The 13025-nt window shown below is 68.5% G+C and carries 14 protein-coding genes; 7 read left to right on the top strand and 7 right to left on the bottom strand.

Annotated features, from left to right (window positions below):
* Positions 1–50: 50 nt before the first annotated feature.
* Complete coding sequence (locus tag P2T62_RS07335; RefSeq protein ID WP_276260747.1) at positions 51–1364, bottom strand: MFS transporter; 1314 nt, start codon at positions 1362–1364, stop codon at positions 51–53.
* Positions 1365–1602: 238 nt separating this feature from the next.
* On the opposite strand from P2T62_RS07335, the gene P2T62_RS07330 reads away from it, so the two are divergent.
* On the top strand, positions 1603–3309 hold the full coding sequence (locus P2T62_RS07330; RefSeq protein ID WP_276260746.1) for an acyl-CoA carboxylase subunit beta: 1707 nt from the start codon (positions 1603–1605) through the stop codon (positions 3307–3309).
* 366 nt (positions 3310–3675) lie between these two features.
* Here P2T62_RS07330 and P2T62_RS07325 read toward each other — a convergent pair whose 3' ends face one another.
* The 4 genes from P2T62_RS07325 to P2T62_RS07310 form a co-directional block, all read right to left on the bottom strand.
* Positions 3676–4113 (bottom strand): DoxX family membrane protein, encoded by a 438-nt coding sequence (locus P2T62_RS07325; RefSeq protein ID WP_276260745.1) that lies wholly within the window; start codon positions 4111–4113, stop codon positions 3676–3678.
* A 41-nt stretch (positions 4114–4154) separates the two neighbouring features.
* Positions 4155–4724 carry a PH domain-containing protein gene (locus P2T62_RS07320; RefSeq protein WP_276260744.1) on the bottom strand — a complete coding sequence of 190 codons (570 nt, stop codon included), beginning with the start codon at positions 4722–4724 and terminating at the stop codon, positions 4155–4157.
* The gene (locus P2T62_RS07315) at positions 4721–5317 is read right to left on the bottom strand and encodes a PH domain-containing protein (protein ID WP_276260743.1); all 597 of its coding nucleotides are present in this window, start codon (positions 5315–5317) and stop codon (positions 4721–4723) included. Before P2T62_RS07315 ends, P2T62_RS07320 begins: the two co-directional genes overlap by 4 nt.
* 62 nt (positions 5318–5379) lie before the next feature.
* Positions 5380–5940, bottom strand: coding sequence for a MaoC family dehydratase (locus tag P2T62_RS07310; protein ID WP_337250437.1), 561 nt, complete (start codon positions 5938–5940; stop codon positions 5380–5382).
* Positions 5941–5964: 24 nt separating this feature from the next.
* Here P2T62_RS07310 and P2T62_RS07305 point away from each other — a divergent pair, with 24 nt between their 5' ends.
* From P2T62_RS07305 to P2T62_RS07280, 6 genes are all read left to right on the top strand, one after another.
* Positions 5965–6255, top strand: a complete 291-nt coding sequence (locus P2T62_RS07305; RefSeq protein WP_276260741.1) for a ribonuclease P protein component 4 — start codon at positions 5965–5967, stop codon at positions 6253–6255.
* Between the two features lie 135 nt (positions 6256–6390).
* Positions 6391–6636: a YhbY family RNA-binding protein gene (locus tag P2T62_RS07300; RefSeq protein ID WP_276260740.1), complete on the top strand. Its 246-nt coding sequence runs from the start codon at positions 6391–6393 to the stop codon at positions 6634–6636.
* 65 nt (positions 6637–6701) lie between these two features.
* Entirely contained in the window at positions 6702–7562 is an 861-nt protein-coding gene (locus P2T62_RS07295; RefSeq protein ID WP_276261585.1) for a mechanosensitive ion channel family protein, read from the top strand.
* Positions 7563–7738: 176 nt separating this feature from the next.
* Positions 7739–7966: a hypothetical protein gene (locus P2T62_RS07290; protein ID WP_276260739.1), complete on the top strand. Its 228-nt coding sequence runs from the start codon at positions 7739–7741 to the stop codon at positions 7964–7966.
* Positions 7967–8154: 188 nt separating this feature from the next.
* Entirely contained in the window at positions 8155–8961 is an 807-nt protein-coding gene (locus P2T62_RS07285; protein ID WP_276260738.1) for an enoyl-CoA hydratase/isomerase family protein, read from the top strand.
* 488 nt (positions 8962–9449) lie between these two features.
* On the top strand, positions 9450–10475 hold the full coding sequence (locus P2T62_RS07280; RefSeq protein WP_276260737.1) for a phosphotransferase family protein: 1026 nt from the start codon (positions 9450–9452) through the stop codon (positions 10473–10475).
* Between the two features lie 20 nt (positions 10476–10495).
* Here the strand turns inward: P2T62_RS07280 and P2T62_RS07275 are convergent, their stop codons facing one another.
* Positions 10496–11146 carry an FkbM family methyltransferase gene (locus P2T62_RS07275; RefSeq protein ID WP_276260736.1) on the bottom strand — a complete coding sequence of 217 codons (651 nt, stop codon included), beginning with the start codon at positions 11144–11146 and terminating at the stop codon, positions 10496–10498.
* 123 nt (positions 11147–11269) lie between these two features.
* Positions 11270–12988, bottom strand: coding sequence for an acyl-CoA carboxylase subunit beta (locus tag P2T62_RS07270; RefSeq protein WP_276260735.1), 1719 nt, complete (start codon positions 12986–12988; stop codon positions 11270–11272).
* Positions 12989–13025 lie beyond the last annotated feature (37 nt).

The raw sequence follows: 13025 nt of genomic DNA, 5'->3' as shown, positions 1-13025 counted from the left end.
GCGGAGTACCTGGGGGATGCGAGCGGAACCGGCTCTCGACATCTCGCCGCTCAGCCCTCGGTAGGGACGTCCTCGTCGACGCCCGACTCGGTGCCGTCCTCGTCGAGCACGGCCTCCTGCAGTCGGAGCCGGCTCACGCAGACCAGCCCCAGCAGCACCGGGATGGCGACGGTCATCGCGGACTCGGCCACCGCAGGGATGCCGGGGACGAGATCGGCGTTCTCCAGCACCTGCGCGCCGAGCACGGAGGCGACCGTGGCGCCGATCTGCCCCAGCGAGAGGATGACACCGGCCATCGTCCCGACGTGGGCGTTGTCCACGTCGGCCAGCGAGCCGGGGAGGAGGTAGAACATGGCGTTGAGGCCGCCACCGAACAGGCCGGCGACGACCATCCCGAGGACGAACACGGGGAGCGAGGGGGCGAACCCGGTGAGGAGGATGCCCGTCGCGAGCCCGACGACGCCGACCCGGAGGATGGGGCCGCGGCCGAAGCGGTCCGAGAGGACCGGCAGCGTGAGCGCGCCCAGCGTCGCGAGGAACAGTGGCGTCCCGAGGACGAGTTCGGGCACGTCGTACGGCATCGCGTCGGCGAACTCCGGGAGGACCGAGAGCGACCCGATGATGGCCCAGAACGAGACGATGGACAGCAGGACGACCCACGGCGTCGAGGGCGAGCGGGCGACGGCGCCCAGCGACTCACGGAGCGGGACGCCGCTGTCGGTCTGGAACGGAACCCCTGTCTCCGGGTCGACGGGGCGCTCGGCGTCACGGGGCGAGCGGACGGTCAGGAGCCACACCAGTCCCGCGAGGACCGTCAGCCCGCCGTAGAGGACGAAGACGTACTGCCAGGAGCCGACGGCGCCGAGGACGATGCCCGCCGACAGCGAGAACGCCAGCCCGGAGGCCAGCGTGTTCCCCGACATCAGGATGCCCTGCCCGAGCCCCAGCTGTTCGGGCGGGAACCACTCCGTCACGATCTTGATGAGGTTCGGGTTGACCAGCCCCATCCCGACCGTCGCGACGACGCTGAGGACGATCTGCCCGGTCAGCGTCGGGACGAGCGCGCGGACGACGGTCGCGACGCCCGCGAACACGGCGCCGACCCCCACGACGTACCGGAGCGGGTACTTATCACCCAGCGTGCCGCCCGGCAACTGTGTCAGCATCATCCCGAAGCTGAAGGCGGCGTAGACGACCACCACGGCACCCCACTCCGTCCCCAGCGTGGGCGCCATCGCCTGCTTCAGCGGTGGCACGGCCTGCCAGATGAGCGCGATGCAGGTGGCGTGGACCAGGAACGCGACCCCGAGAACGCCCCACCGGTACGATTCGGGCCGCAGGCTCGGCCGCGTGGAGAATGCCATGGTCTCACACGCTAGCACGCCCCCCTAACTCTTTCCCCGGCCAACACGCTCGGTTTAAGTGCTTCTACCGACCGAGGGCCGGCAACCCACGCCCCGTTCATACTACGAGGCCACGGACAGGCCTGCCCTTCCGGAGAGAAACCGACCACACCAGTACCTATTTGCCGCCGCGCGAGGTAGCCCTTCACACGAACCGGTGCAACTTTGAACTCGCGGACAGTTGCCCAACGTATCCACCATGGAGATCACCATCGACGACGAGACCGACGAGGAGATCGCACAGGCCATCGCGACGGCCGTCTCCGAGCATCTGGGGGTGCCCGTCGAGCTGAAGGACCGCGGCGGCGGCGACCTGGCGGCGGCCGGCGAGAACTGGGACGAGGAGGCGGCCGTCGTCACGGAGCGTGAGGAACGCATCCGCGAGGAGATCGAGGGCATCATGTCCGGCGGCCCGGAGCGCGGCTTCGACAAGATCGACGAGCTGGGGAAGGTGTTCGTCCGGGACCGCCTGGACATGATCTTCGACCGCATCGAGTACGAGGACGGCACCTTCGCGCGCCACGCCGACGACGACGACCTGCCGGCGGACGGCCTCCTCACCGGCATCGGGACCATCGACGGCCGGAAGGTCGCCTTCACGGCCAACGACTACACCGTGAAGGCGGGCTCGCTGGGCCAGATGGGCGTCGAGAAGGTCATCCGCATCCAGGAGCGCGCGATGGACCTGGACATCCCGATGCTCCGCCTCGTCGACTCGACGGGCGCCCGGCTCAACGCCGACGAACGCGAACCCGGGGATACCCACATGGATCGCTACCGGGGCGGGAAGATGTTCTACAACCAGTGCATCATGTCCGGGCAGATTCCCCAGATAGGCGTCCTCTACGGCCCGGACGTCGCCGGCTCCGCCTACACGCCGGTCTTCTGTGACTACCTCATCATGGTCGAGGATATCTCCGGGATGGCCATCGCCTCGCCGCGCATCGTCCGCGCGATGACCGGCGAGAACGTCTCCGGGATGCAGGAACTCGGTGGCCCCCACCTCCACGCCCAGCACTCCGGCTCCTGCGACATCGTCGTCCCTGACGAGGCGACCGCCGCCGAGCGGGTCAAGGACGTGCTGGGCCTCATCCCGCAGAACTACGCCGAGCAGCCGCCCCGTGTCCCGGCCCAACCGCCGAAGAAGAACCCGAAAGGGCTCGACCAGGTCATCCCGGACGAACCGAACAAGGCCTACGACGTCCACGACGTCATCGACCGCGTCGTCGACCGGGACTCCTTCCTCGAACTCAAGCCCGACTTCCGGCCCGAACTCGTGACGGGCCTCGGCCGCATCGACGGCCGCACGGTCGGCATCGTCGCCAACCAGCCCAACCACGTCTCCGGCGCCATCTTCCCCGACTCGGCCGACAAGGGCGCGGGCTTCGTCTGGACCTGCGACGCCTACAACATCCCGCTGGTCTACCTCTGTGACACGCCCGGCTTCATGATCGGCTCGGCCGTCGAGAAGGAGGGCGTCCTCCGCAAGGGCCGGAAGTTCATCTACGCCACCTCCAACGCGCAGGTACCGAAGTTCTGCGTCATCACGCGCAAGGCGTACGGCGCGGGCATCTACGCCATGGCCGGCCCCTCCTTCGGCCCGGACGCCACGCTCGCACTCCCGTCGGCCGAGATCTCCGTGATGGGCCCCGACGCCGCCGTCAACGCCCTGTTCGCCGACACCATCGAGGACATGGAGGGTGACGCCAAGGACGCCTTCATCGAGTCCGCGAAGCAGGAGTTCGACAAGTACATCGACATCCGGGCGCAGGCCGGGAAGATGCAGGTCGACGAACTGCTCCCCGCCGGCGACCTCCGCAAGCAACTGGAGCGCCGCCTCGACACCTACTGCGGCAACAAGACGCGCGGGGAACGGCCGCGCCACCACGGGACCGTTTTCTTCTAACGCACCGTTTTTCGGTTCGGGTTCGGTGGCGGAGCCGCCGAACCGCTCACCGAAAAAATCTGCTCCAAAAAAAAGCCGGCACTCGGGCGCTTCGCGCCCTCGTGCCGGTGAAACGCGCTCGCTTCGCTCGCGCGTATGCAGGGACGGAAGTCTGTGCCACGAACGCGACCTCTGTTGCCCGTGCCACGAGCGAGGTCCCCATTGCCTGTGTCACGAGTGCGACCTCTGCTGCCCGTTTCACGGGCCTATTTCGGCGACTCGGTCTGGACCTTATCCACAAGCTACCAAAGTCCTATAGGAATTTTATATTTGCTTTCCGAATTTTATGAATATGCTAGCAGTACAGACAGAATCTCGGAGATAGAACTACTCCGGTGAGCGAAGGGCCTCCACCAGCACGGCCCACGCCAGGCCGGCGAGGCCGACATCCCGCGCCAGCACGTCGCCGAAGCGCCCCGCAGTGGCCCAGACGACGGTGAGGTAGCCGACCGTCGCGGTGAGCGAGAGGGCGGCGACCGCGGCGGCGAAGGCGGTGTAGCGGTCGACGATGATGGCGAGGCCGAAGGCGAGTTCGAGCCAGCCGTTCACCAGCATGAACTCGACCGGGGTGAGGACGAGGAAGGGCGCGAGCCAGTCGACGACGTAGTAGGCCCAGGCGCCCGGGGCGAGCAGCTTGTGGACGCCCGCGAGCAGGATCATCAGTCCGAGTCCGACTCGGGCGATGGTCGCGGTCGGCGGTGCCGTCCCGGCCAGCGCCGCCGCTCGCTCGACGAGGGCGCCGAGCGGACGGGCACGTCCGTCCATACCGGGAGCAAGGGGCCCGTGGGAAAGACTCCGGCGGTCGGCTACCGGACGCCGCCGCGGTGCTCGACAGCCGCACGGAGGTCCCGGACCTCGGCCAGCACCGCGGTCCACTGCTCCAGGGTCCCCGGTATCGGGTCGCGGGCCTGCTCGACCCGCCGGTCGACCAGCGCGCGGACCTCCCGGGGCGTCTCGATGCGGAAGAACGTCACCGACGGCCCGCCCGCGGACTCGAAGGTGACGGTCCCGTAGCCGAAGACCGAGCCGGTGACGCTCTGGCTGTAGGCCGAGTTCTGGACGCGTTCGAGCCCGACACGGCGGACCGTCACGGAGAGGACACCCGAGCGGGCGTACACCGCGGCGTCCGAGACCGCGAAGCGCGTGCGCCGGAGTTCGACCACGCGGTAGGCGGGCACCGCAAGCCCGAGCGGAACCAGGAGGGCCACGACCGCCCGCGCGAGGAGCGACGCCTCCGGCGGGAGGAAGAGCACGCCCCCGACGCCGACAGCAACGAGTACCAGCCCGCCGACGACGGCGCCGACGGCGGCCGACAGCCGCGGGGAGCCCTCCCAGAGCACGTCCTCGTCGGCGTGCAACAGCAGGTCGTCGGTCATGTGTCGCGGTCCGCGGCCGGGTCGTCCGCCCGGGCGCTGGCGCTTCCCCCGTCACCGCCCTCGACGGCGGTCCGGATGGCCCGCAGCTCGTCGAGGATGTCGTCGAGGACGGCCGCCTTGTCGCGGTCCTCGCCGGTGTCCCGATCCGTGCGGATGCGCTCGTTGATGCGGCGCTGGAGCGCCTGCGGGTCCGCGACGTTGGTGAACGAGAGTTCGACCCCGGTCCCGCCGGCGGTGCTCACGTCGACGGTCCCGTAGCCGAAGTAGGAGCCGAAGAACGACTGGCGGTAGGAGGTGTCCTGCACCTTGTCGAACTCGATGCGCTGGACGTTCCGCGAGAGGACCCCGGTCTTGCGGTAGAGCGCGGTCGTCGTCACGAGGTAGTTCGTGTTCCGGTGCGAGAGGTACGCGCCGACGAGGATGGGGATGCCGACCAGCAGCAGCGAGAGCGGGATGCCGACGATGAACGCCGGCACCAGCGACATCTCGTGGGGCGTGTCGGCCCAGACGACCGTCTCGTCCGCGTCGAGCGTCAGCCAGTCGAACTCGTCGCTGTCGGGCGCGCCCCCGTCGGGCGCCGTGGAGGGCTCCATGGTCGCGGCTCGGCGGCGTGCCGAATAACCGTTGTGTCACCCGGACGGCCGCGAGTCGGGACTCACTCCTCCGCGTGCTCCCGTTTCAGCGACAGCGCCGTCCGGTCGAACTCGCAGACCAGCACGTCCTCGCCCTCGTCGTTCTCCCGGTTGACCGCGAAGATCTCGACGTGCATCGTGACGATACCCCGCTCCCCGTCGCTGGTCTCGCGCTTGTCCGTCACCGTCGACTGCGCACGGATGGTGTCGCCGTGGAACGTCGGGTTCGGGTGCTCGACCTCGTCGTACGAGAGGTTGGCGACGATGGTCCCGTCGGTCGTGTCCGGGATCGTGAGGCCGACGCCAAGTGACATCGTGTAGAGTCCGTTGACGAGGCGCTCGCCGAACGCCGTGTCCGCGGCGAACTCGGCGTCGAGGTGGAGCGGCTGCTGGTTCATCGTCATGTCGCAGAACTGCTGGTTGTCGCTCTCGCTGATGGTGCGGCGCTTCCCGTGCTCGATGGTCTCGCCGACCTCGAACTCCTCGTAATACAGGCCCGTCATGCGCGCGGCCTCTCGGCGGAGGGGCTTGAAACGGGTGGGTCCCGGAGCCCCCGGCGGCGCACGCCGACCCGCAACGCACAACCCCGGGGCGGTCCGAGCGCCGGTGTGGACACGAGCGACCGGACCATCGCGACCGAGCGGGTCGAGCGCCTGCGCGACCTCGCTCGCGAGGCCGCCCGCGCGGACCGGCAGGACCGCGCGAAGCGGTACGTCCGACTCGCCCGGCGGGTCGCCGAGCGCCACCGGCTCACCCTCCCCGTCCGGTTCCGGCGGTTCACCTGCGACCGCTGTGATGCCTACCTGATTCCGGGGCGGAACGCACGGGTCCGGACCCGGGACGGCCACGTCGTCGTCACCTGCGACTGCGGCGAGCACGCGCGGTACCCGTACGACTGACCCCCGGTGTGTCCCCCCGTCCCGTCCTGCACTCTCCCCGTCCCGTCCGCGCCGTGGCGCTGGGGCCGCGGGCCGCCGTTCCGGACCGGCCAGGTGTGTAGCTTTTAAACCGGACCGGTCCGAATGCCAGCGCACATGACGGACGACCTGAAACAGCGTGCCCACGACCTGGACGTGACGGTCTGGGTGGGGAAGGCCGGGCTGGACCCGGTGGTCGAGGAGTTGCGCGACCAGCTCGAGGGCGAGGAGCTGGTGAAGGTCAAGTTCCTGCGGTCGGCCCGTGGCGGGACGACGACCGAGGAGCTGGCCGAGGAGCTCGCGGACCGTGCGGGGGCGACGCTGTTCCGCACCCGTGGTCACACCGGGGTGTTCCGGCGGTGACCCTCCCGCTCGTCCCCGCGCAGACCGACCCCGCCACCGACGCCACCGGGTTCGTCCAGAGCTTCATCGAAACGCTCGGGCTGGGTCCCTCGCTGGCGGCGCCCATCGCACAGGCCGTCGTCTTCATCGTCGTCTTCATCGCCATCTATCTGCTCGGGCGCGTCCTCGTCACGCCGCTGTTCAGCCGGTTCCTCGACCGGCGCGACCTCGACGAGCACGCCAAGCGCCCGCTCAAGAAGGTGGTCGGTGGCGTCATCGTCTTCGTCGCCATCGGCATCGCCTTCGGCCTGGCCGGCTTCGGGAGCATCCTCCAGTCCCTGGCCACCGTCGCCGCGGCTGCGACGCTGGCCATCGGCTTCGCGATGCAGGACGTCATCGCGAACTTCGTCGCCGGCGTCTTCATCTACACGGACAAGCCGTTCCGTATCGGCGACTGGATCGAGTGGGACGACCACTCCGGCATCGTCGAGGACATCTCGCTGCGTGTCACCCGGGTGCGGACCTTCGACAACGAACTCCTCACCGTGCCCAACTCCAACCTGACCGACGGCGTCATCAAGAACCCCGTCGCGAAGGACAAGCTCCGGATGAAGTTCGTCTTCGGCATCGGCTACGAGGACGACATCGAGGAGGCCACGGAGATCATCCTCGACGAGGCCGAGAACCACGACGACATCCTCGACGACCCCGAGCCCTCCGTGCGGCTGACCGAGCTCGCGGACTCGTACGTCGGGCTGCAGAGCCGCTTCTGGATCTCGAACCCCTCGCGCGCTGACTTCGTCCGCACCCGCGGGGAGTACGTTACCGACGTGAAACGGCGCTTCGACGAGAACGACATCAACATCCCCTACCCGCAGGTCGACCTCTCGGGCGGCATCGAGATGGAGGGCCCCGCGCTGGAGGCGATGGCGAAGGGCGACGACTGACGGGCTCGGTTCCACCCCCCGGATGGCCTCGCGGCGCGCTCCACGCGCCGCTGCGGGAGCCGGTCGTCGCAGGAACGTATCGAAGAGCCCTGCCGGCCCTCGCTACGCCCGGCGGAAGAGGACACTCGCCGCTCGGCAAAAGTCACATCCGGGAGCGCAGGGGAACAACGGCATGGATGGTTCCGGAGCCAACGCTCGAGAGCGTCCTGCGCGACCTGGCGATGCGGATCGGTGCCGCAGTCGTCGTCGTCGGGATCTTCTTCGGCCTCGGATACATGAACCGTACCGACTTCCTCGGCCTTTCGGACCTCCTCGGGAACCAGCTGGTGTTCTTCGGCTGCGCCTTCCTGCTGGTCGGGGTCGCCGCCCTCGGATGGGTGCTGCTCCAGCGCTCCAGAGCGTGACGACGGGGAGCTATCGACCGCCACGGTTCGAAGGCCGGGCACGGCCGACTCGCACCCCGCGTTCGGGACGACCGAGGAGAGCAGTCACTCGCTGCTGACTCCGGCAGCGATTCCGAGCCGCCGCTCGCGGTCCCGGGCCCCGCAACTAGCGTCCGTCTTTTTCACGCACTCGCCCGGTACCTCCGTACATGGCCACCGACACGCAGGAGGGCTACGAGACCGTCACCGTCGACCGCGAGGGGTACGTCGGCCGCATCACGCTCGACCGACCCGAGGCGATGAACACGTTCAGCACCGACCTCGCGACCGAACTGGACGCCGCACTCCACGACCTCGACGATGCGGACGACGTGCGCGCCGTCGTCGTCGACGGCGCCGGGGACGCCTTCTCCGCGGGCATCGACCTCTCGGAGTACGACCCCGACGCGAGCGAGGACGCCCACGAGACGTGGGTCGCGCGGATGGAGGAGCCGTTCCACACCATCCACGGGATGGCGACGCCGGTCGTCGCGGCGGCCCACGGCCACGCCGCGGCCAACGGCATCGGCCTCGTCGCCGCGTGCGATCTCGCCGTCGCGGCCGAGGGGACGATGCTCGGCGCGACGGCGCCGAAGGCGGGGCTGTTCTGCATGGGCCCGGCCGTGCCGCTGCTGGAATGCCTCCCGAAGAAGCGCGCGACCGAGCTACTGCTGACGGGCGAGCTGATCGACGCCGAGACGGCCGCCGAGTGGGGCCTGCTCAACCGGGTCGCGCCGGGGGGCGAGCACGTCGAGGCGGCGATGGAGCTGGCGGAGACGATGGCCGCGAAGAGCCCCGAGGCGCTCCGGCGGGGCAAGCAGGCCGTGAGCGAGTTCGCAGGGATGCCCTACGGTGACGCGCTGGACCGCTCGAACGAGGCGTTCGCCGGGCTCTGTGCCACCGACGACGCCCGCGAGGGCATCGCGGCGTTCCTCGACGGGGAGCCCCTGGCCGCCGACGAGTGGCCGCAGGGATGAGCACTCCCCCCGCTATCGTGCCCACTGTATCTACCAGCGCGCCGTGATACTGCGGAATCGACCGTTCTCCCGGAGCCGCCTATCGTCCCCCGTCGAACCCTCGGTCGGTGATCGAGGCCCCAGCAGTGCTGTTGCATCCAGAACCTGTACCGTGCACGAGGCTCCGGCGGTTGCGTCGCTTCACTGGTGTGGTCCGAGTAGCCCAGGGGGTCGTCCTCGAGGGTCAAGAGTTATGCGGGCGACGCGACAACCGACCGGACAGGAACGATGAACGGCTGCTTCTAGCTGGACCTTCTGATCCGCTGCTCTCGAGAGGACCATCCCATCGAGAGCGACCCCTGCAGACCCCATCCTGCCGTACCGAACAGGTACGTATCCGGCGTCCCCTCGCCCGTGCGGATGGATACGCATCGAACTCAGCCACACACGCAGCCGCTACGATGATGACCGCACCAGACAGAACGATTCCGACCGAGACGATCGAACAGATGGTTCACACCATCGAACCGAACTGGACGCTCCGCGACCACGAACTGGCCGACGGAGGCTACCTCGCCGTGTACCAGCTCTCGGTCGACACCGACGGTGGAACACGGCGGGTCGTCCTCAAGGCCAGTCCAGACGGGGACGGGCACGGTATCGACACCGAGGCTCGATTGCTCCGGATCCTGAACGCCCACACGTCGATCCCGGTCCCCGAAGTCTACGGAGCCGTCGATACACACGACCGCCTCCCTGCACCGTTCTACGTCATGGAGCACGTCCCTGGACGCGCCGTCGAACGAACGGAGATGAACACCGTCTCGCCCGAGACGCTCGAGACGGTCGCCCGGAGTTCCGGCCGCTACCTCGCCGAACTGCACGGGCTGGACGCCGTCGAAAGCTACGGGTTCCTCACGCGGAACCCGGAGACCACACTTCGGGGCGAGCGGCCGCCGGCTAGCTTCGACCAGGTCGTCGTCGCCGAACCGGAGTCCTCGTGGCCCGTACAGGTTCGGAACTGGGCAGACGACGCCTTGCGGAAGGGGCGCGACAGCCGGTTCGAGGACCTCGTGCCCGAACTTCGGCCGGTACTCCACGAGCAGCTCGACGTGCTGGACGGGACGTTCGAACCGGTGCTCTGTCACGTCGACAACTCGCTGGAGAACGTGCTCCACGACCCGGAAACAGGAGCGGTCACCGCGATGCTGGACTGGGCGTTCACCCTCGCTGCGACGCCAGCGTACGACCTCGTGTTGATCGAGGAGAGTCTGAACGGTGGGCAGTGGCAGTTCGTCCCGTCGGCACCGGACAACTCGGAGCTGATCCGGAACGCACTGCTCGACGGGTACTCGCACGCCGGGTCGGCCGACGTCCTCGAACAGCTCGAGGCGACCCGGGAGCTCTACGAGCTCCTCTCGCGCTGTCGGTCGATGCATCTGCTACAGATGTGGCCGACGGTCAAGGACGCCTCACCGGAGGAGGTCGAAGGCGCTGCTGCTGCGATCCGGGCGGACCTCGAATCGTACCTCTGAGCGTCCCGGAACCCCGTCTTTCACGGCGTCGAACCGCTCCCGCCCTGCTGTCGAACGGCGGTGAGAACCGTGAGTTCGCCGTGCATTCCCGCAGGGGTCCGGTTCGTGATCTCGTAACCCCGGGCCTCGAGTATCGGTGCGACGTCCCCCGGGGGCACCCCGAGTGGCTCGTGTGTTTCGACGATGACCACTCGCGGGCGGCAGTTCATCCCCTCGAGGACCGCCACCTCGCTCCCCTCGCAGTCGAGTTCCAGGACGTCACACGAGGGAAGGGCGGACGGAGCCACTCGCTCACCATCGCCCGGGCCGAACACGGACTCGGCCTGTTCGGAGATGGGGCCGACAGCGGCGTGTTCGAGTGTCACGTGATTGGCGACACGGTTCACCCGGACCGTCCGTCGAAGCGTCTCCAGCATCTCGGAGTTCGCCTCGAACGTCGTGACGGACCCGTCGGACCGTGTCATCCGTGCACCGACAACGGTCGTGATACCCCTCCCACCGCCGACCACGACGACGTCGTCACCGCGACGCACCTCCCGGCGTAACTCGCCACTCGTCCCCGCCTCGAACTCCGACCGATAGTCGCGTCCTTCCTCGGGCGCGGTGGTCGGAACGGCGACACCGTTGTAGACGACGGTTCGTGGGTCGCTGTCGTCCTCGTTCGGCGGCATCTCCTCGTACCTCTCGGCACGCGTTCAAATGTCTGTGGGCGGTAGCGTGTCACCGGACAACTCGGGACGGGGAGCAGCTCCCCTCGCTCGGGTACAGGACCGACAGGCGAGCGGCCGGACGACCTACAGCACCGTCCCGTGCTTCTTGTCGGGCAGGTCCTTCTCGATGCCCTCGTAGAACTCGAAGCGCCGCTCCAGTTGCTCGCGGAGCTGGCTCGGCGGGATGACCTCGTCGATGACCACGTCGCTGGCCATCTTCCGGACGTCGATCTCCTCGCGGAACTCCTCGCGGAGTTCGGCCTCGCGCTGGGCCCGCTCCTCGGGGTCGTCGATGGCGTCGAGCTTGTTGGCGTAGACGGCGTTGATGGCGGCTTCGGGCCCCATGATCGCGATCTCCCCCGACGGGAGTGCGATGGTCGACTCGGGGTCGTAGGCCGGGCCGCTCATCGCGTAGATACCCGCCCCGTACGCCTTGCGCACGACGACGCACTGCTTCGGGACCGTCGCCGAGGAGGTGGCGTAGATCATCTTCTTGCCCTGTTCGAGGATGCCCTCCTTCTCGACCTGCGAGCCGGCCATGAACCCCGGCGTGTCCGCCAGGTACAGCAGCGGGATGTTGTAGGCGTCGCACTTCCAGATGAACTGTGCCGCCTTCTCGGCGGCGTCCGGGAAGATGGCGCCGGCCCGTTCGTTCGGCTGGTTGGCGACGATGCCGACCGGCCGCCCGTCGATGCGGGCGAAGGCCGTGACGATCTCGGCGCCGTACTCGGGCTGCAACTCGAACAGCGAGTTCCGGTCGACGATGCGGTCGGTCACGTCCCGGATGTCGTACGCCCGGTTCGGGTCCTCGGGGACCACCTCGTCGATGCCCTTCGGCGCGTACTTCGGCGGCTTCGCGTCGGCCCGGGGCGGCTGCTCGTCGCTGTTGTCCGGCAGGTACGTGACGAGCTGGCTCACGAGCTGGCGTGCGTGCTCCTCGTCTTCGGCGATGAGGTCGGCCGACGAGGAGTACTTCGCGTGGATCTCGGCGCCACCCAGTTCCTGCAGGTCGATGTCCTCGCCAGTCACCATCTTGACCATCCGCGGCGAGGCGATGGCCATCGCGCTCATCCCCCGCACCATGATGGTGAAGTCGGCGAAGACGGGCGTGTACGCGGCGCCAGCGATACACGGGCCGTAGAGCACACAGATCTGTGGCACCCGGCCGGACAGCATCGAGTGGTTGTAGTAGTACTTCCCGATGCCCTCGCGATTGGCGAAGAACCCGGACTGCTGGTCGATGCGCCCGCCGGAGGAGTCCATCAGGTACAGCACCGGGCGCCCGGTCTTGAGTGCGCGCTGTTGCATCCGGAGGAACTTCTCGACGCCCTTCTCGGCCATCGACCCCGCCTTCACGGTGAAGTCGTTCGCCATGAAATGCAGGTCCCGACCCTCGAAGGTGGCCGCGCCAGTGAGGAGGCCATCGGCCGGCAGGGTGTCGTCGGCGTCGAACTCCGCGAACGTCCCGTCCTCGAACTGGAGTTCGCTGTCCTCGCCAGCCTCCTCGCCGAACCAGAGGTCCAGCCGGTCCCGGACGAACAGCTTGCCCTGCTCGGGGAGCCGCTCCTTGTACTTCTCCTTCCCGCCCGAGTGGATCTCCTCGATCTGTTCGAGCAACTCGCGCTCGCGGTCGGTCGGCCCCTTCCCGTCGTCGATGGGTTCGGTCACCTCGTGGGTCGCCGCGGGCTCCTCGGCGTCCCCGACGTACACCTCGACCGTGTCGCTCCCGGAATGGCGCGAGAAGGCGTCCGCGATGGCCGCCGCCTCCTCCGCGCTCGCCTCTCCGGAGATGCGAATCTTCATGCGTCGGTGCTCCCGCGGCCCGGAGAAAGGGTTTTCC

Origin of the sequence: Haloglomus litoreum (assembly GCF_029338515.1) — an archaeon.
GTDB lineage: Archaea > Halobacteriota > Halobacteria > Halobacteriales > Haloarculaceae > Haloglomus > Haloglomus litoreum.
This window is presented reverse-complemented; position numbering and strand designations above follow the sequence as displayed.

Coding starts and splice junctions, on each gene's coding strand:
- P2T62_RS07335 (WP_276260747.1), bottom strand. CDS start 1,364: ATGGCATTCTCCACGCGGCCGAGCCTGCGGCCCGAATCGTACCGGTGG.
- P2T62_RS07330 (WP_276260746.1), top strand. CDS start 1,603: ATGGAGATCACCATCGACGACGAGACCGACGAGGAGATCGCACAGGCC.
- P2T62_RS07325 (WP_276260745.1), bottom strand. CDS start 4,113: ATGGACGGACGTGCCCGTCCGCTCGGCGCCCTCGTCGAGCGAGCGGCG.
- P2T62_RS07320 (WP_276260744.1), bottom strand. CDS start 4,724: ATGACCGACGACCTGCTGTTGCACGCCGACGAGGACGTGCTCTGGGAG.
- P2T62_RS07315 (WP_276260743.1), bottom strand. CDS start 5,317: ATGGAGCCCTCCACGGCGCCCGACGGGGGCGCGCCCGACAGCGACGAG.
- P2T62_RS07300 (WP_276260740.1), top strand. CDS start 6,391: ATGACGGACGACCTGAAACAGCGTGCCCACGACCTGGACGTGACGGTC.
- P2T62_RS07290 (WP_276260739.1), top strand. CDS start 7,739: ATGGTTCCGGAGCCAACGCTCGAGAGCGTCCTGCGCGACCTGGCGATG.
- P2T62_RS07285 (WP_276260738.1), top strand. CDS start 8,155: ATGGCCACCGACACGCAGGAGGGCTACGAGACCGTCACCGTCGACCGC.
- P2T62_RS07280 (WP_276260737.1), top strand. CDS start 9,450: ATGGTTCACACCATCGAACCGAACTGGACGCTCCGCGACCACGAACTG.
- P2T62_RS07275 (WP_276260736.1), bottom strand. CDS start 11,146: ATGCCGCCGAACGAGGACGACAGCGACCCACGAACCGTCGTCTACAAC.
- P2T62_RS07270 (WP_276260735.1), bottom strand. CDS start 12,988: ATGAAGATTCGCATCTCCGGAGAGGCGAGCGCGGAGGAGGCGGCGGCC.